The sequence below is a fragment of the Cytobacillus sp. genome (assembly GCF_964223445.1).
Classification (GTDB): Bacteria; Bacillota; Bacilli; order Bacillales; family Cytobacillaceae; genus Cytobacillus.
In genome coordinates, this window is the sequence record NZ_CAXQGS010000026.1 from 26,225 (window position 1) to 49,481 (window position 23,257).

The 23,257-nt window shown below is 41.8% G+C and carries 28 protein-coding genes; 17 read left to right on the forward strand and 11 right to left on the reverse strand.

The annotated features are described in order from the left end of the window. Nucleotides 1-18: 18 nt before the first annotated feature. The 8 genes from yeiL to ACEQ1T_RS03435 all read left to right on the forward strand — a co-directional run bounded on the left by yeiL (nucleotide 19) and on the right by ACEQ1T_RS03435 (nucleotide 6,285). A complete protein-coding gene (gene yeiL, locus ACEQ1T_RS03400; RefSeq protein WP_370221751.1) occupies nucleotides 19-690 on the forward strand; it encodes a transcriptional regulator YeiL in 672 nt (223 codons plus the stop codon). 360 nt (nucleotides 691-1,050) lie between these two features. Next, nucleotides 1,051-1,980 (forward strand): L-lactate dehydrogenase, encoded by a 930-nt coding sequence (locus ACEQ1T_RS03405; RefSeq protein WP_370221752.1) that lies wholly within the window; start codon nucleotides 1,051-1,053, stop codon nucleotides 1,978-1,980. Nucleotides 1,981-2,014: 34 nt separating this feature from the next. Further along, on the forward strand, nucleotides 2,015-3,586 hold the full coding sequence (locus ACEQ1T_RS03410; RefSeq protein ID WP_370221753.1) for an L-lactate permease: 1,572 nt from the start codon (nucleotides 2,015-2,017) through the stop codon (nucleotides 3,584-3,586). Nucleotides 3,587-3,843: 257 nt separating this feature from the next. After that, nucleotides 3,844-4,017 (forward strand): T7SS effector LXG polymorphic toxin, encoded by a 174-nt coding sequence (locus ACEQ1T_RS03415; protein WP_372530235.1) that lies wholly within the window; start codon nucleotides 3,844-3,846, stop codon nucleotides 4,015-4,017. Beyond that, nucleotides 3,950-4,261 (forward strand): T7SS effector LXG polymorphic toxin, encoded by a 312-nt coding sequence (locus ACEQ1T_RS03420; RefSeq protein WP_372530233.1) that lies wholly within the window; start codon nucleotides 3,950-3,952, stop codon nucleotides 4,259-4,261. Before ACEQ1T_RS03415 ends, ACEQ1T_RS03420 begins: the two co-directional genes overlap by 68 nt. A gap of 39 nt (nucleotides 4,262-4,300) precedes the next feature. Continuing rightward, nucleotides 4,301-4,549: a hypothetical protein gene (locus ACEQ1T_RS03425; protein ID WP_370221754.1), complete on the forward strand. Its 249-nt coding sequence runs from the start codon at nucleotides 4,301-4,303 to the stop codon at nucleotides 4,547-4,549. Nucleotides 4,550-4,913: 364 nt separating this feature from the next. Further along, nucleotides 4,914-5,684, forward strand: coding sequence for an isocitrate lyase/phosphoenolpyruvate mutase family protein (locus ACEQ1T_RS03430; protein ID WP_370221755.1), 771 nt, complete (start codon nucleotides 4,914-4,916; stop codon nucleotides 5,682-5,684). 28 nt (nucleotides 5,685-5,712) lie between these two features. Next, a complete protein-coding gene (locus tag ACEQ1T_RS03435; protein ID WP_370221756.1) occupies nucleotides 5,713-6,285 on the forward strand; it encodes a bifunctional transcriptional activator/DNA repair enzyme AdaA in 573 nt (190 codons plus the stop codon). A gap of 62 nt (nucleotides 6,286-6,347) precedes the next feature. Here the strand turns inward: ACEQ1T_RS03435 and ACEQ1T_RS03440 are convergent, their stop codons facing one another. Next, the gene (locus tag ACEQ1T_RS03440) at nucleotides 6,348-6,566 is read right to left on the reverse strand and encodes a hypothetical protein (RefSeq protein WP_370221773.1); all 219 of its coding nucleotides are present in this window, start codon (nucleotides 6,564-6,566) and stop codon (nucleotides 6,348-6,350) included. Then, on the reverse strand, nucleotides 6,472-6,843 hold the full coding sequence (locus ACEQ1T_RS03445; protein WP_370221757.1) for a DUF4956 domain-containing protein: 372 nt from the start codon (nucleotides 6,841-6,843) through the stop codon (nucleotides 6,472-6,474). Before ACEQ1T_RS03445 ends, ACEQ1T_RS03440 begins: the two co-directional genes overlap by 95 nt. Between ACEQ1T_RS03445 and ACEQ1T_RS03450 the strand changes: the two genes are divergently transcribed. The 3 genes from ACEQ1T_RS03450 to ACEQ1T_RS03460 all read left to right on the forward strand — a co-directional run bounded on the left by ACEQ1T_RS03450 (nucleotide 6,809) and on the right by ACEQ1T_RS03460 (nucleotide 10,576). Further along, nucleotides 6,809-7,204 carry a hypothetical protein gene (locus tag ACEQ1T_RS03450; protein ID WP_370221758.1) on the forward strand — a complete coding sequence of 132 codons (396 nt, stop codon included), beginning with the start codon at nucleotides 6,809-6,811 and terminating at the stop codon, nucleotides 7,202-7,204. The genes ACEQ1T_RS03445 and ACEQ1T_RS03450 overlap by 35 nt on opposite strands. A 188-nt stretch (nucleotides 7,205-7,392) precedes the next feature. Further along, nucleotides 7,393-8,220 carry a cytochrome c oxidase assembly protein gene (locus ACEQ1T_RS03455; protein WP_370221759.1) on the forward strand — a complete coding sequence of 276 codons (828 nt, stop codon included), beginning with the start codon at nucleotides 7,393-7,395 and terminating at the stop codon, nucleotides 8,218-8,220. Between the two features lie 145 nt (nucleotides 8,221-8,365). Continuing rightward, the gene (locus tag ACEQ1T_RS03460; RefSeq protein WP_370221760.1) at nucleotides 8,366-10,576 is read left to right on the forward strand and encodes a heavy metal translocating P-type ATPase; all 2,211 of its coding nucleotides are present in this window, start codon (nucleotides 8,366-8,368) and stop codon (nucleotides 10,574-10,576) included. Between the two features lie 32 nt (nucleotides 10,577-10,608). On the opposite strand, the gene ACEQ1T_RS03465 is transcribed toward ACEQ1T_RS03460, so the two are convergent. From ACEQ1T_RS03465 to ACEQ1T_RS03475, 3 genes are all read right to left on the reverse strand, one after another. Continuing rightward, complete coding sequence (locus tag ACEQ1T_RS03465) at nucleotides 10,609-11,055, reverse strand: hypothetical protein (protein ID WP_206840951.1); 447 nt, start codon at nucleotides 11,053-11,055, stop codon at nucleotides 10,609-10,611. 14 nt (nucleotides 11,056-11,069) lie between these two features. Beyond that, on the reverse strand, nucleotides 11,070-11,828 hold the full coding sequence (locus ACEQ1T_RS03470; RefSeq protein WP_370221761.1) for a hypothetical protein: 759 nt from the start codon (nucleotides 11,826-11,828) through the stop codon (nucleotides 11,070-11,072). A 182-nt stretch (nucleotides 11,829-12,010) separates the two neighbouring features. Further along, complete coding sequence (locus ACEQ1T_RS03475) at nucleotides 12,011-13,180, reverse strand: DUF418 domain-containing protein (RefSeq protein WP_370221762.1); 1,170 nt, start codon at nucleotides 13,178-13,180, stop codon at nucleotides 12,011-12,013. 418 nt (nucleotides 13,181-13,598) lie between these two features. On the opposite strand from ACEQ1T_RS03475, the gene aspA reads away from it, so the two are divergent. Further along, complete coding sequence (aspA, locus tag ACEQ1T_RS03480; RefSeq protein WP_370221764.1) at nucleotides 13,599-15,029, forward strand: aspartate ammonia-lyase; 1,431 nt, start codon at nucleotides 13,599-13,601, stop codon at nucleotides 15,027-15,029. 223 nt (nucleotides 15,030-15,252) lie between these two features. Here the strand turns inward: aspA and ACEQ1T_RS03485 are convergent, their stop codons facing one another. From ACEQ1T_RS03485 to ACEQ1T_RS03495, 3 genes are read right to left on the reverse strand one after another with little or no spacing between them, the layout of a single operon-like run. Further along, a complete protein-coding gene (locus ACEQ1T_RS03485) occupies nucleotides 15,253-15,819 on the reverse strand; it encodes a hypothetical protein (RefSeq protein ID WP_370221766.1) in 567 nt (188 codons plus the stop codon). Between the two features lie 26 nt (nucleotides 15,820-15,845). Then, entirely contained in the window at nucleotides 15,846-16,160 is a 315-nt protein-coding gene (locus ACEQ1T_RS03490) for a nuclease-related domain-containing protein (protein ID WP_244671220.1), read from the reverse strand. A 53-nt stretch (nucleotides 16,161-16,213) separates the two neighbouring features. Further along, a complete protein-coding gene (locus tag ACEQ1T_RS03495; protein ID WP_370221767.1) occupies nucleotides 16,214-16,597 on the reverse strand; it encodes a MarR family transcriptional regulator in 384 nt (127 codons plus the stop codon). A 743-nt stretch (nucleotides 16,598-17,340) separates the two neighbouring features. Here ACEQ1T_RS03495 and ACEQ1T_RS03500 point away from each other — a divergent pair. From ACEQ1T_RS03500 to ACEQ1T_RS03510, 3 genes are all read left to right on the forward strand, one after another. Then, entirely contained in the window at nucleotides 17,341-18,852 is a 1,512-nt protein-coding gene (locus ACEQ1T_RS03500) for a malate:quinone oxidoreductase (protein WP_370221768.1), read from the forward strand. A gap of 182 nt (nucleotides 18,853-19,034) precedes the next feature. Beyond that, nucleotides 19,035-19,484, forward strand: coding sequence for a helix-turn-helix domain-containing protein (locus tag ACEQ1T_RS03505; protein WP_370221769.1), 450 nt, complete (start codon nucleotides 19,035-19,037; stop codon nucleotides 19,482-19,484). A gap of 83 nt (nucleotides 19,485-19,567) precedes the next feature. Beyond that, entirely contained in the window at nucleotides 19,568-20,440 is an 873-nt protein-coding gene (locus ACEQ1T_RS03510; RefSeq protein ID WP_206840939.1) for an AraC family transcriptional regulator, read from the forward strand. Between the two features lie 224 nt (nucleotides 20,441-20,664). On the opposite strand, the gene ACEQ1T_RS03515 is transcribed toward ACEQ1T_RS03510, so the two are convergent. Both ACEQ1T_RS03515 and ACEQ1T_RS03520 read right to left on the reverse strand, forming a co-directional pair. Next, nucleotides 20,665-20,802 (reverse strand): YvrJ family protein, encoded by a 138-nt coding sequence (locus ACEQ1T_RS03515; RefSeq protein ID WP_019380521.1) that lies wholly within the window; start codon nucleotides 20,800-20,802, stop codon nucleotides 20,665-20,667. Nucleotides 20,803-21,134: 332 nt separating this feature from the next. Continuing rightward, complete coding sequence (locus ACEQ1T_RS03520; RefSeq protein WP_206840938.1) at nucleotides 21,135-21,839, reverse strand: DUF421 domain-containing protein; 705 nt, start codon at nucleotides 21,837-21,839, stop codon at nucleotides 21,135-21,137. Nucleotides 21,840-22,009: 170 nt separating this feature from the next. Between ACEQ1T_RS03520 and ACEQ1T_RS03525 the strand changes: the two genes are divergently transcribed. Next, nucleotides 22,010-22,159: a hypothetical protein gene (locus ACEQ1T_RS03525; RefSeq protein ID WP_206840936.1), complete on the forward strand. Its 150-nt coding sequence runs from the start codon at nucleotides 22,010-22,012 to the stop codon at nucleotides 22,157-22,159. Nucleotides 22,160-22,410: 251 nt separating this feature from the next. Here ACEQ1T_RS03525 and ACEQ1T_RS03530 read toward each other — a convergent pair whose 3' ends face one another. Continuing rightward, complete coding sequence (locus tag ACEQ1T_RS03530) at nucleotides 22,411-22,899, reverse strand: hypothetical protein (RefSeq protein ID WP_370221771.1); 489 nt, start codon at nucleotides 22,897-22,899, stop codon at nucleotides 22,411-22,413. Nucleotides 22,900-23,082: 183 nt separating this feature from the next. Between ACEQ1T_RS03530 and ACEQ1T_RS03535 the strand changes: the two genes are divergently transcribed. Further along, on the forward strand, nucleotides 23,083-23,250 hold the full coding sequence (locus ACEQ1T_RS03535; RefSeq protein ID WP_372530234.1) for a hypothetical protein: 168 nt from the start codon (nucleotides 23,083-23,085) through the stop codon (nucleotides 23,248-23,250). Nucleotides 23,251-23,257 lie beyond the last annotated feature (7 nt).

A 23,257-nucleotide genomic window follows, 5' to 3' on the forward strand; every position in this document is an offset into this window, starting at 1 on the left:
CATATTCTGAGGTGGAGAATGGAAATTTATAAACAGGAAAAAAGGCAGCAATACCTGGAGAAACACTCCATTTCGCATTTATTTTCTTCTCCGATTGAGGAGTTTATGGAAGTACGCGAATATAAGCGGGATGAGTGGATTATTCGCGAAGGCATGAGGCCGGATTACTTGTATTATGTCATCGAGGGAAAAGCTAAAATTTACGTTACGTATCAAAATGGAAAGGTTTCCTTGATCAATATCATTAATGTCCATGATTATATCGGGGAAATGGAACTATTACATGAAGTGTACTATACAAAGGGGATTCAAGCCTCAACGAAGACGATCTGTTTTGCGATTCCTTTGCATCACTACCGCTCAAGGCTGCTTGAAGATACGACCTTTCTGCGCGAGCTCACCAAGTTTTTAAGTGTGAAAGCCACAAAAATGGCCGAAAAGTATTCACAGAGTCTTTCCTTTCCGCTTGAAAACCGGCTGGCGGATTTCATTCTGCAAACGGCTGATGGGGATGTTTATAAAGAGAAACATGTAACCGTCTGTGACTATTTAGGGGTATCTTATCGCCACTTATTGCATGTTCTTGTGCAGTTTTGTGATAAAGGGTACCTGCAGAAGGAAGGGCGCCATTACCATATTCAGCAGACAGACGCTCTGCACAGGCTTGCTGATGTGCTGAAGAATGAGTGATTTTTATTCGGAAATTCAATAGAACAGAGAAATACGGGCAGGACAAGGCATTTATACAGAAACTATGATCGGGACAATCTGGATGAATCCCGGGAGAAATTATTAAATAATGATAAGTGCCAGCCCCTGTTTATGCTGCAGCTTATAGGGAACAGTGCTTTTATAAAAAGTTTGAGCAAAGACTTGCACGAAATCAAAAATATTGATATATTTTTATTGTGAAGTATTTCACAAATGATTATATCAATTATTTTTTGTGATTAAATGTGAACTAATTCACAATTAGAAAAAAACGAAATTAGAAATTTTTTTACGAAATCATGTGAAGTATTTCACAAATAGATATTGGGGGAAATCAAAATGAATGTAACATTGGGAAACAAAATAGTAATAGTAGGTAATGGGGCCGTTGGATCAAGTTATGCGTATGCGTTATTAAATCAAGGCTTATGTGATGAATTAATCATTGTCGATTTAAATGAAGAGAAAGCAAAAGGAGATGTCATGGATCTAAACCACGGCATTACCTATGCCCCATCAGCTATGACGATTAGATATGGTTCTTATGAGGATTGTAAGGATGCCGCTCTCGTAGTAATTTGTGCAGGGGCGGCACAAAAACCCGGAGAAACCCGCCTGGATCTCGTAAATAAAAACGTTAAAATTTTCAAATCCATTGTAGAGAGCATTATGGAATCAGGATTTAATGGCATTTTCTTAGTGGCAGCAAATCCAGTCGATATCTTATCTTATGCAACCTGGAAATTCTCCGGCCTGCCTAAAGAAAGAGTTATTGGGTCTGGAACTATCCTGGATTCTGCCAGATTCCGTTATTTATTGGGCAAGGAATTTGATACAGCAGCCGTTAGTGTTCATGCGTATATTATCGGTGAACATGGCGACTCTCAATTTCCGGTATGGAGCTTCGCAAATATTGCCGGAACCCCAGTGGCAGAGAGGTTAACAGAGGAAAGAAAAGAAGAAATCGCTGTCCAGGTCCGGGATGCTGCATATGAAATTATTAACGCTAAGGGTGCAACCTACTATGGGATTGCCATGGGGCTGGTCCGAATAACAAAAGCCATTTTGCGAAATGAAAATGTAGTATTGCCGGTTGGCGCACTGTTAGAAGGAGAATACGGCCATCGTGATGTCTATGTCGGGATTCCATCTGTGATTACCAGAAACGGTGTGAAGAACATTGTGGAGCTGTCACTGACCGAGGATGAAAAAAGGAAGCTTGCCAAATCTGTTCAAACCTTAAAAGACATTCAGAATTCAGCATTATAGCGAGTTGACATCCTAGACCAAAGGGGCAGATCATATGTTAGTGGAAACGTTCAATCCTTTTCATAACCTGGCAGTTTCATCCCTTGTGGCAGCCATCCCGATCCTTTTATTTCTGCTTTGCCTGACGGTATTAAAAATGAAGGGTATCCATGCAGCGCTAGTAAACTTAGCTGTTACTTTTTTTATCGTACTTATTATTTTTAAATTGCCCTTCGGAGAAGCGGCGGGAAGTGTTATTCAAGGTGCTGCGGCAGGAATTTGGCCGATTGGCTGGATTATTGTCATGGCTGTATGGCTATATAAAATTTCGGTGGCATCCGGCAAGTTCGATATTTTGCGCGGAAGCATCGCAGGGATTTCCCAGGACCAGCGCATTCAATTTCTGCTGATCGGATTCTGTTTTAATGCCTTTCTCGAAGGCGCTGCCGGCTTCGGCGTACCGATTGCCATTTGTGCCGTGCTGTTAGTGTCACTGGGCTTCAAGCCTTTACAGGCAGCGATGCTCTGTCTCATCGGAAACGGTGCCTCAGGCGCCTTTGGTGCGATTGGAATACCGGTCGGCATTGTCGATACGTTCGGTATTCCAGGTGTCACATCTATGGATGTGTCGATCATGACAGCTCTGACACTGCCGATTATTAACTTTACCATTCCCTTTTTATTGATATGGCTCATTGACGGATTTAAGGGAATCAAGGAAGTATTCCCAGCTATCCTGATCACAGCTGGGGTTTACACCGTCACACAAGCTATCATTACCGTATTGATGGGACCAGAGCTTGCTGATATTATTCCTTCCTTATTAGCAATGGGTGTATTAGCGTTATTTCTGAAAAAATGGAAACCAAAGAATATCTTTTTGCTCAATGGGAAAGAGTGTCAATTTGAACAGCATTCCTTAGGTGAAATTGTTAAAGCATGGTCACCTTTTTATCTATTGACCTTATTTATTTTAATATGGAGTTTTCCGGCATTTAAAGGTCTTTTCGCTGAAGGGGGCCTGCTGGAGTTCACAGTCATTAACTTCGGTATACCCGGATCTTCTCTTAGTGTCAGCATCAGCTTAATTGGAGCAACAGGCACAGCGATCTTATTGGCAGGCTTGACAACAATCGCAACGACAAAATGTATCAATATGGGTGAAGGCTTCAAGCTTCTCCAAAAGACTGTTTCAGAGTTCTGGATACCTATTATCATGATTTGTGCCATTATCGGTATTTCCAAGCTCATGACGTACGGCGGCATGACCGTCACTCTGGGAGAAGCTGTTGCTACAACCGGAAAAATATTTCCGCTGCTTTCACTGCTCTTAGGCTGGATTGGGGTGTTCATGACAGGATCTGTCGTGAACAACAACACTCTATTTGCTCCCATCCAGGCGACAGCTGGCCATGTGATCGGAACCAGCTCATCTCTATTGCTTTCTGCCAATACAGCAGGTGGCGTGATGGCAAAGCTGATATCCCCTCAGTCCATCGCCATTGCCACAGCTGCTGTTGGCGAGACAGGAAAAGAAGCTGATTTGACTAAAATGAAATTGAAGTATAGCTTTGGATTGCTGGTGTTTGTTTGTATTTGGACATTCATATTGTCATTGTATTTCTAGCTCTTCATACAAAAGAGACAGGCTTAGCTGATGCTTGTCTCTTTTCATTTCAGGTGCTAGCGAGATTCGAAAAACTATGAATCAAACTCTAGGATACTTTTACACTATTTCATGCCAAAATTCCTATTCAACTAAATGCTAGGATCCTTTAAGATGAAAATAGAAGAAAATGGAATTTGGGATGCGGAGCTGATTATGGAATCCACGAGACTAGCAAATATTTATCTGTACTTAAAGAGCAGATAACTCAAGTTCAGGTGGCCATCCAGGAGCTGTTGGCTCTTGATGATGCCTTCAAAGGGAAGGGTGGCGAGGCTATTCGTTCCTTTTACCAGGAATGCCACCAGCCTTTTTTGCAATTCCTTGAATCGTGGATTGACGAGTATCAAATCCTATTTAAAGAGCTTCATAGCCTCATTAATCGATCTTGAGCCCTCCCCTGCAGGCTTCACCCGCCAGGAATTCCTGGTGCATGAGCTCGAACAGGGGCTAAAAAATACCCTTCAGATCACTGCTGAACCGACACAAGAAGCGAATGAGATCATGAAGTCCGTAAGCGATATTGTCGCGCTGCCGCTGCTGGAGGATGGCCGTTTTATCCAGGCATCAAGGCGTGCCCTGGATTCAAGCCGGGAAACAGTTGAAAAACTGGAGAATTTCGACCGACCATCGTGAAACAGCTGCACTAGATCCTCTCTGCATGATTTAACACTCATGAACCAGTACATCCAAAAAATGTCCGGCATGTTCCAAAGCGGCAGCTTATCTCTTACCCATTACCAGCCAAATGCCCTCACCTGGAAGGATTTCCATGAAGAAATATCGAATCCCAATCCAGAGAGCGAGCAAAATATCCTTCAAGATATGGCTGATGGAGCCATTGAGGGGGCATCCAAAAGGGACAGAGGGAAACGAACTCTCTCTATCATGTTAACTAACCCCATAGGAAAGCTCATTGGTTAAAATTTTCCTCTCTGAAGATCAGCCAAGCACGTTTTTTTTAACTAACGGACAATGTATGTGGAAAAGGGAAAGTCAAAAATAAATAACGTTACTTAATATAAACCTTGATTGGCTACAGCCTTTCAAGTTTTTTTATAAGGTTGATTACCGAGCAAATACCATAGAAAATTGAATATGAGTAAGGTCGTTGGGCTAACAATCGTTGAAGCATCTGCAAAATAGGAGCATCCGCGGCGAAAGTGAAACACAATGAAGCTTCACTTTTTTATCCTCTTAGAGACAGACCATAAGAGCAAGAATGAGGACGAAATGGTTATCGTTCTCTTGTTAAAATGAGTCCAACAACTTTTAGGAGGAGATAATAATGAACAAAATACAGAGATTTAATGAGCTGCATTTTTCAAATGAACTTTTATTCCTGGGAAACGCCTGGGATTTGCTTTCCGCTTTAACACTTGAAAAAGCAGGGTTTAAAGCAATTGGCACGACTAGCTGGGGGATTGCTGGTTCACAGGGATATGCAGACGGAGAATTGATTGATTTTGAAAGACATTTAGCGATCATCAAAACCATAGCAGAGAATGTGAAAATTCCTGTTTCTGCTGATATTGAAGCAGGCTACGGGGAAGATATCCCAACGATTGTCGATCATGTTTTAAAGACGGCTGATGCAGGGGCTGCCGGCATCAATATTGAGGATTCCTTCAAAAAGCAGAAAGGATTAAAAGAGATTTCCTGGCATTGCAGCCTTTTAGGAAATATAAGAGCATCGTTAGAAAACAATGGCTATAAGGATTTTTATATTAACGCCAGAACCGATACGTATTTACAGAAACAAAATCCGCTGCCGGAAACGATTGAACGGGCAAAAGCATATGCGGAGAGCGGAGCCAGCGGAGTTTTTGTACCGGGTTTAATAGAAGACGAGGAGATTAAAGCCATCACGAAGAATGTCAGTGCCCCGCTCAATGTCTTATCTTTACCGGGACTGACAAATTGTAATAGGCTAAAAGAATTAGGTGTGAGGCGTTTTAGCTTTGGAAATGCCTTGTCTGATAAAGTGATTGCATATATAGAAAAGAATGCACGTGAATTGGCAGAGTCTATGGATACTGCCATATTGTATAATAATTAAGAGCAGTACAGGAAGGAAGTGGGATTAAATGGCGGCAAACATCAATCTGTCATTTGAAGAGATGTGGGAGAAAATCATCGCCTGTGATCGTAAATATGATGGCATATTTTTTACAGCAGTCAAAACAACGAAAATATACTGCCGCCCTTCCTGCAGATCAAGAAAGCCTAAAAAGATAAATGTAGAATTTTACCCGGAAAAGAATAAAGCGGAAGGAGCAGGTTACCGTCCCTGCAAAAGATGCCAGCCAGAAGTGGAGCAATCCCCGCATATTGCCCTAGTCAGAGAAATCATTACATTCTTGGTCAATCATTATAAACGGAATTTGGGATTAAAAGATATAGCTGATCAAGTCGGCCTAAGTCCCTTTTATCTGGAGCGCTTATTTAAACAGGAAACCTCTGAAACACCCCGTACTTATTTAGAAAAAATTCGTATCGATAAAGCAGCTCATCTCCTTAAAAGCACTGCGCTGACAAATCTTGAGATTTGCTATGAGGTAGGGTTTCAGAGCCCTTCCAATTTTTATAAAGTGTTTCGAAGCTTGAAAAACTGCTCACCGAGTGAATATCGGAAGGAATTCAGGGCTCCCTTGTGCTAGTAAACAGAAAAAGCTGAATAAATGATTTTACCATCATTTATTCAGCCTTAGATTAATAGTCATTATGCCGTAAAATTCCCATCATAGCTCAACATAATCGCCGATTTGACTCCTTCAATGGAAGAGATGTTATTGATGAAGTCCATATCATTTTCTTTAACGCGGATTTCGTAGGTGACTTCAAAATCATTGCCGGGCATAACGAATTTGGATTTGAGAGAATGCTTTTTGGCATGTCCTGATATGACGTGCTCCAAAGGAGTTTTCAATCGAATTTTCACTGTATCGGATCACCAGAAGATAAGGGTTTTCAATCTTGATTTTATTAATAAAGAAGAACAGGACGATTCCGATTAGAATAGAACCAATAACTGCGAGAGCGATGAAGCCGGCACCGCATAAAATGCCGACCACGATGGCCCAGAAAAGATACACGATATCCATCGGATCTTTGATAGGGGTCCGAAAGCGCACAATCGATAACGCACCAACCATACCGAGTGACAGCAGGACATTCGACGAAATGCCAATAATAATCAGTGCGGTTGCCAGCGCCATAATGATGAGAGGCCAGCCCCCTCAGGATGGCGGAAACCGCGGGGACATGTTCTCCAATCTGGATGAGGAAACAAGAGCAAAAGCTCAGGAAATTATGGAGAAAGAACGGGCAGGAACCATTACCAGAGAAGAGGCGCAGACTCAGCTGGCTGAGCTGGGGGTAGAATTACCGGGCGGAGGAGAGGGCGGTCAGCCCCCGCAGGAAGGCGATAATATGTTCTCCAATCTGGATGAGGAAACAAGAACAAAAGCCCAGGAAATTATGGAGAAGGAGCGGAGTGGAACGATCACCAGAGAAGAGGCCCAGGCTCAATTGACAGAACTGGGGATAGAATTCCCAGGCGGAAATAGACCAGAATAACAAGACATTCTGATGGGCAACAGGATAATATAAAAGGAGAAGGGAGATCATTTTCTCTTCTCTTTTTTTTGTTTGATTTAAATTGTGGAAGTCTCGGGGGGATGCTGTTATAAATCACATATTCAAACATAATTATATATAGGTAAAAAACATATTTAATTATTGTTCAAACAGAGGGGAGGCTTTACGTGTTTTATAATGTTTTACTTGAAGACCAGTTTATGTGGAATACGCCATTGTTATTGGGCCTAATGGGTATTGCCGTCTTGTATGTATTAGCAGCAACTCGTCTTGCGGACATAAAAATGTATCATAAACAGCCTCTATTCTTTTTCTTTAGTTTAGGCTTGCTATACTTAACCATCGGCAGTCCTTTAACAGTGATAAGTCACCTCTCATTCAGTTTGCACATGATTCAAATGAGCATTATATATTTTATTGTCCCGCCCCTTTTTTTATTAGGAATTCCCAGTCATTTGTTTCATAGGAAAATTTCGATGGTCAACAAAATAAGCAAATGGTTTTTTACTCCAAAGATTTCCTTAATCGTTTTTGCAGTATTGTTCCTGATGTATCATTTACCGGCTGTTTTAAATGTTTTTTCCCAAAATCCTATTGTTCACAATGGATATATATATTTACTGCTGGTATTGTCTTTTAGTATGTGGTGGCCGATTGTGTCGCCTGATCTAAAGCAGCGGCTTTGTGAGGGACGAAAGCAACGGTATGCATTCCTGAGTGGTGTTCTTTTAATGCCAGCTTGTTTATTATTCGTTTTCAGCGCTTTCATAGATGGAGCAAACAACCCCTTCCTTACCCAAATAACATCTCATCTCTGCATACCCTCTCAATCAATATCCTTAACTATACTTCCCCCTCCCTTTAATACAAATTATGACCAGGCAACGGCAGGATTTATTATGCTGGGAATTCACAAAGCTGCTTTAATGGCGACAACGCGGCTTGGGGCTAAGGCAACGGAAACACAAGGGGAAAAGCAAAATAGTTTTCATTAATAAAGCTGAACTTCACTTTTTTGAGGTTCGGCTTTTTCTATGAATCTATCAATTCTATTTTTATTAAATCTATTGAGTGTTCTAAAGAGCACCTGTCTTCAATAAAATATATTAATTTGACGGAAAAGAAAGTGGTGAAATTGTTTTGAAAGAAACAAACCATTTAGAAATTAGGGGTATGCATTGTGCCGCCTGTGCAGCAAGAATAGAAAAGGCAGTCTCAAAAATCGAGGGGGTAGAGGAAGTTCATGTAAATTTAACAACTGAAAAGGGACGCGTTACATTTAGCAGTAATAAGATAGGTATCAATGAAATTATCAATAAAATTAATAAAATTGGATTTGATGCGAAAATAGATAGGCAGAATAACTCACAGTCAGAAATGGAGAAGCTTAGAGAAATTAAGGCTCTAAAGTGGAGGTTCTTTGTATCGGCATTGCTGACTTTCCCCCTGGCATGGGCTATGTTTACCCACTTTCAGTGGGTATCTTTTGTTAAAGTGCCAGAGCTATTCATCAATCCCCTCTTCCAATTTGCTCTTACTATTCCCATTCAATTTATAATAGGATTCCAATTTTATGAAAGGGCTTGGAAATCATTGAAAAGCGGAAGTGCCAATATGGATGTTTTAGTGGTGCTAAGCACATCAGCTGCCTTTTTTTACAGCCATTACTTAACTTTCACTAACTTACACTCCTTAGATCGTCCCCATTCGATTGTATTGTTCTATGAAACAAGTGCCTTTATTATTACATTCATCTTGTTGGGAAAATTACTTGAAGCAAGAACGAAAATAAGAACCACACAGGCGATTAAGAAGCTTTACCAATTACAAATGAAAACAGCCACATTGTATTTGAACGGAAAGGAATGTCAATCCCCTGTCGATAGAATATCACCAGGAGATATGGTTATTGTTAAATCGGGCGAAAAGGTTCCAATTGATGGACAAGTTATTGAAGGAAGCTCAATGATTGACGAGTCTTTGCTGACCGGGGAAAGTTTGCCTATTGATAAAGGCATTGGGAACCATGTATATGCAGGAACCATTAATCATAACGGAACATTAAAAATAAAGGTTACCAAAAAAGAATCTGAGACTGCACTGTCACAAATCATTCGAATTGTGGAGGAAGCACAATCTTCTAAGGCACCCATTCAGCACATAGCAGATAAAATAACAGGTATATTTGTCCCGATCATTATTTTTATTTCAGTGTTTACGTTTATTCTGTGGTATATGATGATCCAGCCGGGGCAATTAAGCGAAGCTCTGGAGAAGATGATTGCTGTATTAATTATCGCGTGTCCATGTGCTCTCGGACTGGCTACTCCTACTTCTGTAATGGTAGGAAGCGGACGTGCAGCACAGTCAGGCATTCTTTTTAAAGAGGGGAAATTTCTAGAAATTTTAGGGAAAAGCAGCGTCATCTTATTGGATAAAACCGGAACGATTACAAAAGGAGAACCCCAGGTAACGGACTCATATGTTGAATATTTTAGTGAAAGGGAGTTTTTTGAAATAATAGGTGCTGTAGAAGGTGCTTCGGCGCACCCTGTTGCAAAAGCAATTGTAAAAGAATCGAAAAAGAGGGTATTCCTTATTTCAAATGCAAGTGAAGTCCTATCGATTCCGGGGTACGGGATCAAGGGGTCTGTAAATGGGAAGAAGGTGCTGATTTCTAATCCAACTTACTTTATTCAGAATAAGCTTTTCATTCCGGCTAGAGCAGCTAGAAAGATTGCAAGACTTGAACAAGAAGGTAAGACAGTGATGATCGTATCAATCAATCATGTGTTTGCTGGGATCATTGCTGCAGCTGATGAAGTAAAGCACTCATCAAAATCTGCGGTTGCTGCTTTAAAAGGGATGGGAATGGAAGTCATAATGGTCACGGGAGACAATATGGAGACCGCCATGACGATTGCCCAAAAGACCGGAATTGACAAGGTGAAGGCCAATATCACACCACAGCAAAAGGCAGAAATCATTCAAACCCTGCAGAAGGAAGGAAAACACGTTGTAATGGTCGGGGACGGGATTAATGATGCACCTGCCCTAACAGTCGCAGATGTCGGAATTGCCATTGGCACCGGTTCCGATATTGCGATTGAATCTGGGGATATTACTTTGATAAAAGGCGATTTGAGTAAGGTAGCGGAAGCCATTAAGATCAGTAAAGCTACGATGTCCAATATTAAACAAAACTTTGTATGGGCATTTCTATATAATATTATCAGCATACCTTTTGCGATATTCGGAATCTTAGCTCCCTGGCTGGCAGGGGCTGTTATGGCTTTTAGCTCGGTTTCGGTCGTTCTTAACTCTCTTCGATTGCAAAAATCGAGAATCTAGTCTTAAATATTAATTTCAATTGAGTCAGATTTTCAGGATGGATTTTTGGCATATCCCACTGAAAGTGCCTGGTATTTCCATAATAAATCACTAACAAGTCTAGTCTGTTCTTCCTGGCACTGTATAACAACTGTAACCTCATGATTATTTCTTTTTTGACTGGGTTGGTTTTTCAGTTTTTTATATAAAAAGTATGACCCAACACCTATGGCAAAACCAATAACTGCACCAATTAGCCCCCAGATAATAGGCCCATAAGTCAGAGCGAATCCCATGCTCGCTCCAATAGCTGCTGCTCCAGTGGCAAATGAAATACCTACCTCAAAAGCATGTGGCCTAAGCGGGCTGTAATGTTGTTTCCTGTGGCTTTTATCCATGAAAACAACAAGGATATGCTCTCTTAAAATGGAGGTGTCCTCTAACTCAGCTAATGCCTGCTCTAATTCAATTGATTGTTCAAATATGCCAAATATTAACATTGTCAAGCACCTGCTTAGGGGAAAATTCTAAGTTTAGCATTCTGATAACGCATGGAAAGAAGCTGGCGCTGCGCCATCTCAAAAAGGTGATTGTGTCCAATGGTTGTGATGTATGAATGATAGATGGAGCCGCCCATAACGGATGGCATAAATAACAGCCAGTGTGGATGCAGCATGGAAATAGACTGGCCAAGGTGCCCGTGCAATAGACTAAATATAGATTCATGCATGCTGGACAACATGAGATATATCCACCACCAAAACATCGCATAAAAAGCAAGTCCAAACCGGTGGTTGTATAATTGCCCCAGTCCAGGAAAGAAAAAAGAGTAAACGGCCCCCATGACAGGGTTTTTCCTTTCAAGATATTGAATTTCAGACGCAGTAATATTGATGCTGGGAATCGGTTTATTCTCCATGCATGTTAGAACATAAAGCTTATTATGGAACAAGGCTGACCGAAAACTATCTCCCATAGCAATTAAATATATTAAAAGATATCCGAATGCCCATTTGGGTTCCAGTACTGCCTTTGCAAGCTCAAATTCTCCGCAAAAGGAATACATCATTGCTTCATTAATATGAGCTAAAGTATTTATGATTACTTCAGAAAGGGTTAATAAAGTAGCCCTTAAATACTGATTAAGCAAATAGTGTCCAAATCCCGGAAAAACTGCAGACCACCAAGCAACCATATAGGGGTTCTGGTATCTCAAATGTGTAATACCAAATGTATTAATTCTGGAAAGAGGTCTTCGCAGATAAGTGTCCATGTTTATTCCTTCTTACCTTTTTTTATTGCAATAATTAGTAGGTTACCCATTAATGGGACGGGCATGTAATTTTTTGCTATAAAACATCCTTTTAGATTTTAGGTGTGAGCATGCCAAGGTAAGCGCCCTTAAGATAAACTAAGACAGCCAAGTACTTTATAATTACTTGGCCGTCTTTTGATTTATTTATTTTTATATACCAATCTCCTCAACAATACTTCCAATGGCCCATTCAGGTTCATTTTTTCCAAAATCATGGCTAAGAGGACTGAAAGCCCCCAAATCCCAACAGCAATCATTGCGGCAGTCCCGTTGCTTACACGCCCTCCTAAATCAAGTGCTACTGGTGAGAAGAAGAGAACGAGAAGCGTCTCATTCCAAACATAGAAGGTTAGCGACCGTTTACCTAGGGCTGTTAAGGAGAGGATAAAACCTCCAGGCTCTTTCATCTTTGCTCCAATGATCCCGAAAATTGCAGCATAAGCCAAACCGCCTGCAATTCCGGTTAAAATGTGCAGTCCATTTATAAACCCGGCTGTAAATAAATCCGGGTGCCATATGGTTCCCAAAAGGGATAAAGGCAGTGCTCCCAACAATGAGACGGTCAATCCTATAAAGGTAATGGAATAAATCGTTTTTAACTGCTTCTCCGGTTTGATTAATAACCGGTTTCTGGAAATCCACATGCCGAGCAGAACGGAGGGAAGAACCGGGAACATTAAATGTATGAGAATAGGGATGGAAGGAAAAGTAACTAGACTTATAAAAGCTGTGTGAAGGTAGGTGTCAGCTGCTGAAACTTCCGGCGGGAAACCATAACCTCCGACTTCCAGCATATTGAACCCCCATGCTATCGGAAGAAAAATGATATAGAATAAAGTGATAAAAATAAAGGCTCGTATCAGTGTTTTGGTTCCGCTTGTTAAAAGCCGGCTCACAAGCAGCCCGGCTAAACCGTAGGCCATAAGAATGTCCTGTCCTCCGATGATGACCGCCAAAACAACCCCAAATAGAATCAAATACCAGGAACGCCTTCTTATCGTCATTATGGCTTCTTTTTCTCTTATTCCTTTAGAGGCTCGACTTTCAAATGCCAGAGAAAGCCCGTACCCGAATAATACGGCAAACATCGCTCTTGCTCTGTTATCAATAAAGAATTGGCCAAAAAAGTTAACTATTTGATCAAGGAAGGTGATAGCCTCTACTCTTTGCATAACCCCGGGTTCGGAGGTGTACAAATAGAGCGGGGCATGTGCCAGTGCAATCAGCAGAAGCATTGTGCCTCTGGCTAGATCCAGTGAAACAGCACGTTTTTTTGGTCCAGCTGTTTTAATACTTGATTGATCAGACATGCTGATTTTCTCCTTTGTCTTTAATAAACACGCTAGCTTGATTAAATATTTGAATTGATTGGTTTATCTCTAAGGTTCGGTTTCGGATAAATTAAACAATGAGCTTCTTAATCAATAGAATACGCTCATCTGAATAAAGCTTTCTTAGGGAATAGACAAATTTATTATAAGATCACGAAAGCAGCTATTTCCGGTTTAAAAGGCAATTTAAATATTAGGTCGTATTTAAGGTTATGTCAATTGCATAAGAAAGTTGGCAAAGTGCAGTTAAAGGGTGAAATCAGCAATCCAAAAAGGCAATTTATTATTGTTCCATAACCATTGCTTATTCCCTCCATCCGGATTATAGTGGATACGAAGGATTAGTATTACAAAACCTATATATATCTGAAAGGTTTATATAAAGGAGAAGAAGTATATGCTAGCAGCAAAGAACAGCTTCAGAATTGAAAAAGACTTTCTAGGTTCTAAGGAAGTTCCGGCTGGAGCCTATTATGGCGTTCAGACGCTTCGTGCGGTTGAGAACTTTCCGATTACAGGCTACCGGATCCATCCGGAGTTAATCAAGGCAATGGCAATAGTGAAAAAGGCAGCGGCCTTGGCAAATATGGAGGTTAAGCGCCTTTATTCAGGTATTGGAGACCCTATCGTACAGGCAGCGGATGAAATGATTGAAGGACTGTGGCATGATCAGGTCATTGTTGACCCAATTCAGGGCGGTGCCGGGACGTCTATTAATATGAATATTAATGAAATCCTTGCAAACCGTGCAATTGAAATCATGGGCTTTGAAAAAGGTGATTATTCACATTGCAGCCCTAATACTCATGTCAATATGTCACAATCGACGAATGATGCCTTCCCGACAGCAATGCATATCTCGGTTTTAAATCTGATGGATCAATTAATCGCGACAATGGAACATATGCACTCCGTTTTCCTTGAAAAATCAAAGGAATTCAGCCACGTGATTAAAATGGGACGGACTCATCTCCAGGATGCCGTGCCAATCAGGCTTGGCCAGGAATTTGAAGCTTACAGCCGTGTCATAGCGCGAGACATAAAGCGCATTCAGCAATCCAAACAGCACTTATATGAATTGAACATGGGGGCAACGGCAGTCGGAACCGGACTGAATGCCATCCCTAAATACATTGACTTAGTGGTGAAGCATATTGCCGACATCAGCGGCCTGCCATTTACAGGGGCAGAGCATCTTGTAGATGCCACTCAGAATACGGATTCTTATACAGAAGTCTCAGGAGCATTGAAAATCTGTATGATCAATATGTCCAAAATAGCGAATGATTTGCGCTTAATGGCTTCTGGCCCAAGAGCAGGCCTAGCGGAAATTTCACTTCCAGCAAGACAGCCGGGCTCTTCCATCATGCCTGGAAAAGTAAACCCTGTTCTGCCGGAGCTTATTAATCAGGTGGCATTCCAGGTCATCGGGAACGACCATACGATCTCACTTGCTTCAGAAGCAGGACAGCTTGAACTGAACGTCATGGAGCCAGTTCTGATCTTTAATCTTCTGCAATCGATCAGCATTATGAACAATGCATTCAATACGTTTACAGAGCATTGTGTAAAAGGAATCGAAGCCAACGAAGAAAGATTAAAGGAATACGTTGAGAAAAGTGTGGGCATCATCACCGCGGTTAACCCTCACCTTGGGTATGAAGTTGTATCAAGAATTGCGAGAGAAGCCATTTTAACAGGCTCTCCAATCAGGGAACTATGCCTGAAATATGATGTGCTGACTGAAGAAGAACTGGATTTAATCCTCGATCCATATGAAATGACCGATCCTGGCATCGCAGGCGCTGCGCTGCTGGAGAGGGACTGATGTCTTCCTTCACCCCCAATACTGTTGGGGGTTTTTTTGCTTATTTGGACAGGAACAGCCGAAATTCGAGAGAAGGAGTCCGAATCCGGTTCCCATTCGGACAGGAACAGCAGAAATCCGAGGGAAGGAGTCCGAATCCGGTTCTCATTCGGACAGGAATGGTCGAAAACCGAAGGAAGGAGTCCGAATCCAATTCTTAATCCATAAATAATCAATGAATCATTCAAACATAATAAGTATCCCTTGTAGTTCCCAATGCTTTATAGTTTTTCTTTAAAACTCTGCAAAAAGTCTTCTTGCTTAAATCTGCGCTGCACCACTCATAAATGCTTTGGGTAGTAATCTTCCGTTCGGGAAAAAGCACCATAAATTCACTAACACTACGCAGAATAGCTCGTTCAATTTTTTCATGCCCACCGCACTTTCCACATACAAAGTTATTATTCTTTACGGATAGGAGCATGGATTTACAGGCTTCACAATACATTCCTTTTAGCAGCTTGTCGTATTGATATTCGGGCACCGAAGTAAATGGATTTTTCGTTTGGTGTAGGAAAAGCAGGTTTTGTGCTAGTTTCCTGTGCCCATCATTCAGTTTGGATGGAAATTTATTTAAATCATTCAAAAAGCGGTTTACCTGGGTTGGCAGAATAATGGGCTCGTCCAAAGGGGCTTGATATAAGGTGAATTCACGATTAATAAAGATAACGGAGGCTTCAACAGGATAGTTTTGCTTGAGGGTTTGGAGCAGCTGACGGAATAGGGTGGCACTTCTTTTTAATTGGTACACAGGGTTTTTATACTCCCGTCCGGTATTCATGCTAAAAAGTTTGTCCGATTCCAGGTAACATCTCCCTGGTAATTTTTTATATCTAAAAGATGAATCATACCTTGTGAAATGATCAAGGCATCGATTTGAAAAAATGAATTATTTACTTCCAAGAGCAGGTCATTAATAATTAACCTCTCTTCTTCCAGGCTTTCTGCCAGAAGGTCAAATTTCACCTCTCCTTCATAGTCCTTTTCAAGGTTGGAGTAGTGAAACCTTTCCTTTTCAGTAAACTCCATTCGGATGTTTAAAAATCTCATAGACATTAATTCATCCGGTACGGATCTTCTTTTAAGTAACATTATGCACTTCCTTCCTTAACCTCTAAGTTAATTTTATCAAAATACAATTCCTTCTAAAACAACCTAGCCTTAACTCCAGACAATTTCAATTTAAATTCATCCAATACTTTTCTTCTTTCCTCATAGTCCTGTTTATCACCTTCTTTCCAGAGGTGAAGGTCCCCGCCTTTTTCGAGGTATTCCAGGGCTTTCTTTTTGATTTTGCTTTGCAGTGCCCGGTGCCTTAATTGCAGAGCAGCCAGTGAAATATAAAGAATTGATAGGTCTGCCTGGGCATCCTTTTCATCTTCATAATCCTGAAATTCCTCTAACCATGATTCAAGTATGATTTTTGTCGCTTTCCTTGGACTGCAGCCTTCATCCAGCAGATCATTCCATTCATCCTGAATGTCGCAGGACAAATCATCTTCCCATAGCTCAGGTCCCCATGCACCCATTGAAGCAGCCTCCTAAAAAAATTTATTTATAGACATAATTATACATCCAGCACGTCAGACAGAACACTAGAAATAGACAAACACGGGGGATTGTGGGATTCCGAGGAAAGGGCAAAAGCAGAAGTTATGGAGACCCTCCCCTTCGCCGATATTGAAAAATTTTCTGAGGAGGAACTCACCTTTTAACGGGATGCAGTGATATCGAAGAAGGAATATCCCGGCTTTCTGAAAATCAGCTGACTATCGTTACATTGGTCAGTGACGGCTGCATCTTCTGTTATAAATGTGAGTTTCCGGGCTCCTTTATCGCATACATGAATCTTCTAAAGCTTTAGAGCATTCGCATGACGAGATGGCCACCATGATTCGCTTCGCAAATGTGTCAGGAGGCCTGGCCGTCACCAGGAAAGGCGCTATGAGCGGTCTTCCCTGCCTGGATGAAGTGCAGGAAATTCTTAAAAAGACATAATTTTACCAAACAGCAGACAAACCTTCCAATACTGGAACCGATTTGTCTGCTGTTTTGGTTCCGAAAATCTCCGCGCCGCTTTCTAATTTGTCTAAAATAGTATATAATTATCAGATAATACTAGCTATCTTACCCTATCAATCATTATAATAGAATAGAATGTGTATTTTGTGTGACGGAAAAGGTGTGTCCTTGGGTGATGCCTTTCTAGTGGTGACACCTGAGCAGAGCGCCTGCAGTTTTTGGCAAATATCTGGGATAAGGAAGGTTTAAAATGAGCAGCGTACAGAACAAAACAGACGTTATCTTAATTGGTGCCGGAATCATGAGCGCGACTTTGGGGTCTTTACTGAAAGAGTTAGCACCTGAATGGGAAATCAAAGTGTTTGAAAAGCTCGAAAGCGCAGGAGAAGAAAGCTCTAACGAATGGAATAATGCAGGGACGGGACATGCTGCATTGTGCGAGCTTAACTATACATCTGAAAAATCCGATGGATCAATAGATATCACTAAAGCGATTAATGTAAATGAACAATTTCAGCTTTCCAGACAGTTTTGGGCTTATCTTGTAGAAAACAACCTGATTCGCAATCCGCAGGACTTTATTATGCCAATCCCTCATATGAGTTTTGTTCAAGGGGAAGAAAATGTATCGTTTTTGAAAAAACGTTTGGAAGCGCTGTCAGCTAATCCGCTATTTCAGGGCATGGAATTTTCCGATGACCCTGAAAAGCTGAAGGAATGGATTCCGGTGATGATGGATGGCCGCACTTCGGACGAACCAATCGCAGCTACTAAAATCGACTCTGGAACGGATGTCAACTTCGGTGCGTTAACTCGCATACTGTTTGGCCATCTAAAGAGTAAAAATGTCAATGTTCATTATCAGCACAGCGTTGAGGATTTGCAGCGTGCTGGCGATGGCTCATGGAATGTAAAAGTTCGAAATATGGAAAGCGGTAAAACCGAAAACCATCAGGCGAAGTTTGTCTTTATCGGCGGCGGCGGCGGAAGCCTGCATCTGCTGCAGAAGACGGGCATACCTGAATCTAAGCATATTGGCGGATTCCCGGTAAGCGGACTGTTCCTTGTCTGCAACAAACCGGAAATTGTCGAGAAGCATCATGCAAAAGTGTACGGAAAAGCGAAGGTAGGCGCACCTCCAATGTCCGTGCCGCACCTGGATACAAGGTTTATTGATAACAAGAAATCCCTGCTGTTCGGACCATTTGCCGGCTTCTCGCCAAAGTTCTTAAAGACAGGTTCCAATATGGACCTGATCAAGTCCGTTAAACCGAATAATGTCATCACCATGCTGGCAGCTGGTGCAAAAGAAATGGGGCTGACAAAATACCTGATTCAGCAGGTCATGTTATCCCATGAACAGCGTGTTGAAGAATTGCGCGAGTTTATTCCTAACGCACAGAGTGATGACTGGAGTGTCGTGGTCGCAGGCCAGCGTGTGCAGGTAATCAAGGATACGCCTGCCGGAAAAGGAACCCTGCAATTCGGTACTGAGGTAGTCAGTGCCTCAGATGGCTCAGTTGCTGCTTTGCTCGGAGCTTCTCCGGGTGCTTCAACTGCCGTAAACGTCATGCTTGAAGTATTGCAAAAATGCTTCCCGCAGTATATGGAAGAGTGGCATTTTAAAATCAAGAAAATGATTCCGTCCTACGGCATGTCATTGTCGGAAAACCCTGAGCTGTTCCGTGAGATTCATGAATCAACAGCGCAGGTGCTGGGATTGAGCGAAGCGGAAAATCAAAAAGAGCTTGCCTATACCTGATCTTTACCAGATGGAGCCTTTGACCCTAAATGCGGGTTAAAGGTTCTTTTTTATATGCTGAAAAACCAGTGGTAGAGCTCTGCAACCTATGCGTGCGGCCCCTGCAACCAATCCTATCTTTACTTTTGGCCAAAAAATTCACCATAATGGGAGTATCGATTTGCAGAAAGGTGATTGTGAATATGGTTTTTGCCGAGAAGCTTAAAAAGGAGAGGAAAGAGAAAGGATGGTCACAGGAGGAACTGGCTGAAAAGCTGTTTGTGAGCCGCCAGTCTGTTTCCAAATGGGAAAATGGACAGAACTATCCCAGCATAGAAATTATTATTAAACTAAGTGATCTGTTTGAGGTTACGATTGATGAATTATTAAGGAGTGATGAGGAATTGACGGAGAAAGTGATTAAGGACAGCAGACAATTAGCTTATCCAAGATTGAAAGTATTTTTTGATTGTTTATTTCTGATAGGATCCGCTATGCTAATCATTAAACTAAGCATTTTAGGACTTAATCATTTTACTGAACTAGAGATCCCTCTTCGTGGGTCGTTTTTCTGGAATTTCGGTCCTTTATTCTTAATGCTTCGCGGTGCCATTTTCTCTGACACATTAAAAAAGAAATATAAAAGTGAGTAACGTAACCCTGCATTCTTGTGCATGGATTGTCGGGCCGCACCCTGCAGCTCCTGCTATTCTGTAGATAAGAGGAGGTCATCCAAATGGATTTGCTGCAAAATATGAATCGGGCAATGAAGTATATTGAAGAACATCTGACGAGTGAGATAGACTTCAAAGAAGTGGCAAAGATTTCGTATTGCTCGGAATACCATTTCAAACGAATGTTTTCCTTTCTTGCAGGTGTAACTCTTTCGGAGTATATCCGCAGGAGACGGCTGTCATTAGCTGCCTTTGATTTGAAGGATAAGAATGCCAGGGTCATTGATGTAGCGTTCAAATATGGGTATAGCTCACCTGATTCATTTACGAGGGCATTCCAGCAGCTTCATGGCATCACTCCATCAGAAGCAAGGAGCAATGGCCACGCACTAAAGGCTTATCCGCCGATGACCTTCCATTTATCTATTAAGGGAGGAAATGAAATGAATTATCGAATTGAGGAAAAAAAGGCATTTCGAATTGTGGGCTTAAAGAAGCGGGTGCCGATCATTTTTAACGGAGTGAACCCGGAAATTGCAGCCATGTGGAAGAGCTTAGATGAACATATGATTATTAAACTTAAAAGTGTATCGAATACAGTTCCCCTGGGTCTGATTAGTGCATCAGCAAATTTTTCTGAAGGAAGAATGGAAGAAAAGGGGGAGCTTGATCATTATATAGGGGCAGCTACCACGAAGGAATGTCCAGAGGGTATGGCGTCCCTTGAGGTTGAAGCATGTTCATGGGCAGTTTTTGAAGCCGTGGGGCCATTCCCTGAAACGCTTCAGAATATCTGGGGACGCATCTACTCGGAATGGTTTCCTTCCTCTTCCTATCAGCAAATAGAAGGGCCGGAAATACTCTGGAATGAAAGTAAAGATACCACTTCCCCGGTATTTCACAGTGAAATCTGGATTCCGGTTGCAAAAAAATAGGACTCCCCAGCAGCTAGTGGAGTCCCAGATATTCAAATAAGTATTAGCATTTGGAATTAGATAACTGTCTAGCTCTCCAGCGCCTGCCCCTCGAGGTCACAAGCTTGTCTTGCTGCGGCTCCTAGGGACTCGAGACGTAAGCCATTCCCTCCAGAAGGGAAGAACACCTTCTTGCAGGGCTCGACTTATGCTTGTCGGGAATGGGCAAGGCGCCTTCCGCTTTTCTATTCTTTCAGCCGATCCGGCAATCCTTGGATTGAGGACACGACCACATCAAGCTTGGCTTCGATCCGGTTCAGTAAAAAAAGCGTGACCACAATCGGGAAGCCGAGTTCGCTGATCAAGGTGACCATCTGTTCCATCCTGTATGCTCCTTTCTATTTTACAAGCTATAAAAAAGGCCGGGTTCCAAAGAATCCGGCCTCATTCCTTTCACCTCCCGCTTTGTTATTTTCAACAACTGGTCCACACTGCCTGATTTAAGATTCATATCGCTGCACCGCCCTTTCATCTCTGATAATCGAAATGAAAGGGGGGTAAAAGACAGGGGGGTTGGGGAAAGTTGTGACAGAATGGTGAAAAATCTTATATCCGTCTCCCCGCTGCCTGTGGCGGCTGTTCGAGCCATTTTTCCTTAATGGCAATCAACAGGCCTATTCCATAAAAGAGAGACATGTCTTTGGCAGTGCCCAAATTAATGATATAAAAATACCTTCAAGGTCCCCTTGCTGTCCATGGTAGCTAACAGAACGTTATTTATTTCTGTCTGATAGAAACGTTCTAAATGGGCGATTAACCAGTTTTCATCCTTTTGTATAGTTTGCAGCACTTTTTTATCCACTTTGCCTTCCTTAATGATGGTTCTGGGCATATCGAATGGTTCAGCATTCCTTTGGAGGAAATCAGGTGTAATGGGCTCATATTTGGGGTCTAAGAAGAAAGAAATGCTCCCGTTGGCTTCCCATAGAGCTAGCGCCACCTTTTTTACATCGTCTACTTTTTTCTCGCGTAATTCCTCCAGCAGCACATCAATGGAGATCCTTGCCTTGTTTAGGCCTTTGTATATGATTTCACCATTCTGCACTAGGAGGATGGGCTTGCTGTTCACCAGTCTTCTAACCGCTGGCCATTTCAGAATACTGAATAAACTGATCAGGTAAAGAACCACGAGTACAATGGTTGTAACAATTGAACCTTTTAGTCCTAGCTCCTCATCTGATAAAGGATGAGCAATGATATTGCCTATGACTAAAGCCATTACTAAATCCAGGAGTCTTAATTGTGAAATGGCACGCTGTCCCAGCACTTTGGCGACAATGACTAAGAAGAAATAAGCGATGACAGCCCTGAGTCCCCACTCTATGGCAGAAAGTGAGTGCTGACTCTGTAAAAAATCCATCTATGGCACATCCTTTAATCTGCTTAAAAAGGAATCCTGCATATTTTGCCTTTTTAAAAGTGTTTTCCTATCCAGCTGCAATTATTCAAAAGCAAGGAGTATCTGTATATTATTAACAGCACATAGAAAGTTTGCCTTTTTGAAAAACTAAGCGAAAGGAGGTTATTTAAATGAAAAAATTCATATTGATGCTTTTTCTATCTCTATATTTCGTAACGCTAACGGGCTGTGGAAACGATGAAAAGCCTGAGGAGGACGAACAGGTTGAAGATGTAGAAGAAGAGGATGAAATTGGCGACGGCGAAGTGGATGATGAGTAAAAGTCATTGTATGCAATTCGGATGAACTGAAAATCCTGTAACCACATAAATCATGTCTAGGAGTATTCCAATTGGAGTCTGAGAGATGCTTCGGACAGATAGCGCGAGAAAAGAAAGGATGGAGTCCGAACCCGAGGCAGCTTCGGACAACCAGCCCAGAAATAGAAATTGATCTGCTCTTATCCGAAAAATAATCAGCCCCCAATCACGATAAGATGGGGGCTTTTTCCTTGGTCCCTTCACAAAAATGGCTACCTGTGATCAGATAAACACAAAACAACGATTTTATAAGGTGTAGTCTGGGCAGGGATGCTTTTGGTAGAAGGACCATAGATGACAACTAAGTCTCTGTTTGCGGGGCTGCCGGTAAAAGCCTGCCCGTTTGTCAGCACCATCTGGGTATACGGTGAGACGTTTATTTGCAGCTGGCCATCACTGCTGACTAGCTGGCTATTAAAATAGTCTGTTTTCACATTTTGATGAGAAGTATGTTTTACGACCACAAGCGCACGGTATTGAGGAGGATATATCAGCGGAACAGGAGCATTGCCGTCATAATATCCAGTAATGATGTCCCCCGCAGACAGCATGGTTTGATCTAAAACGTAAGTGGAAGGAGATACGATGAAATTGGCAGTTCCCCCCATTCCATTGTCACCAGAAATGATTTTATGGCAGCCGTCTCCGTTAAAGTCAGAGATCTGCGTAACGGTTCCCGTAAAGTATTGAAAATTGGTCATGTTCTTCCCCCGTTCTTGTAAAATAAAGCCTCGATTTAACCAATATATTAAAGCAGCCTACTTTACGTTCATTTGTAAATTTACAAATCGTTACTTTTCATCCAATCTTTACATACAATTTACATTTGGTCTGTATAATTTCCTTATAGGTCATTAGTATGATACTTTGGGGGTTTTGGAGAAATGCAGAAGCGGCTGGACAACTTTGCGGCAGCCTTCAGCCATAAGCTGAACCTGGGCAAAAGATTATTGGCACTGTTTTTTACCCTGCTGCTGCTATCGATAGCGGCAGTCGGAGTTAGTTCTTATCTTAAAACAAAGGACATGGCAGATCGGAAGAGCGTCGTGTAGGGAAAGA

Bases quoted from the DNA above. Each gene is read 5' to 3' on its own strand.
- ACEQ1T_RS03525 (WP_206840936.1), top strand. From the start codon at position 22,010: ATGAAAAAATTCATATTGATGCTTTTTCTATCTCTATATTTCGTAACG.
- ACEQ1T_RS03470 (WP_370221761.1), bottom strand. From the start codon at position 11,828: ATGGACACTTATCTGCGAAGACCTCTTTCCAGAATTAATACATTTGGT.
- ACEQ1T_RS03465 (WP_206840951.1), bottom strand. From the start codon at position 11,055: ATGTTAATATTTGGCATATTTGAACAATCAATTGAATTAGAGCAGGCA.
- ACEQ1T_RS03425 (WP_370221754.1), top strand. From the start codon at position 4,301: ATGAACCAGTACATCCAAAAAATGTCCGGCATGTTCCAAAGCGGCAGC.
- ACEQ1T_RS03510 (WP_206840939.1), top strand. From the start codon at position 19,568: ATGGATTTGCTGCAAAATATGAATCGGGCAATGAAGTATATTGAAGAA.
- ACEQ1T_RS03495 (WP_370221767.1), bottom strand. From the start codon at position 16,597: ATGGGTGCATGGGGACCTGAGCTATGGGAAGATGATTTGTCCTGCGAC.
- ACEQ1T_RS03505 (WP_370221769.1), top strand. From the start codon at position 19,035: ATGGTTTTTGCCGAGAAGCTTAAAAAGGAGAGGAAAGAGAAAGGATGG.
- ACEQ1T_RS03500 (WP_370221768.1), top strand. From the start codon at position 17,341: ATGAGCAGCGTACAGAACAAAACAGACGTTATCTTAATTGGTGCCGGA.
- ACEQ1T_RS03430 (WP_370221755.1), top strand. From the start codon at position 4,914: ATGAACAAAATACAGAGATTTAATGAGCTGCATTTTTCAAATGAACTT.
- ACEQ1T_RS03405 (WP_370221752.1), top strand. From the start codon at position 1,051: ATGAATGTAACATTGGGAAACAAAATAGTAATAGTAGGTAATGGGGCC.
- ACEQ1T_RS03515 (WP_019380521.1), bottom strand. From the start codon at position 20,802: ATGGAACAGATGGTCACCTTGATCAGCGAACTCGGCTTCCCGATTGTG.
- ACEQ1T_RS03535 (WP_372530234.1), top strand. From the start codon at position 23,083: ATGCAGAAGCGGCTGGACAACTTTGCGGCAGCCTTCAGCCATAAGCTG.
- ACEQ1T_RS03490 (WP_244671220.1), bottom strand. From the start codon at position 16,160: ATGTTACTTAAAAGAAGATCCGTACCGGATGAATTAATGTCTATGAGA.
- ACEQ1T_RS03475 (WP_370221762.1), bottom strand. From the start codon at position 13,180: ATGTCTGATCAATCAAGTATTAAAACAGCTGGACCAAAAAAACGTGCT.
- ACEQ1T_RS03445 (WP_370221757.1), bottom strand. From the start codon at position 6,843: ATGGCGCTGGCAACCGCACTGATTATTATTGGCATTTCGTCGAATGTC.
- ACEQ1T_RS03530 (WP_370221771.1), bottom strand. From the start codon at position 22,899: ATGACCAATTTTCAATACTTTACGGGAACCGTTACGCAGATCTCTGAC.
- ACEQ1T_RS03435 (WP_370221756.1), top strand. From the start codon at position 5,713: ATGGCGGCAAACATCAATCTGTCATTTGAAGAGATGTGGGAGAAAATC.
- aspA (WP_370221764.1), top strand. From the start codon at position 13,599: ATGCTAGCAGCAAAGAACAGCTTCAGAATTGAAAAAGACTTTCTAGGT.
- ACEQ1T_RS03450 (WP_370221758.1), top strand. From the start codon at position 6,809: ATGCCAATAATAATCAGTGCGGTTGCCAGCGCCATAATGATGAGAGGC.
- ACEQ1T_RS03410 (WP_370221753.1), top strand. From the start codon at position 2,015: ATGTTAGTGGAAACGTTCAATCCTTTTCATAACCTGGCAGTTTCATCC.
- yeiL (WP_370221751.1), top strand. From the start codon at position 19: ATGGAAATTTATAAACAGGAAAAAAGGCAGCAATACCTGGAGAAACAC.
- ACEQ1T_RS03520 (WP_206840938.1), bottom strand. From the start codon at position 21,839: ATGGATTTTTTACAGAGTCAGCACTCACTTTCTGCCATAGAGTGGGGA.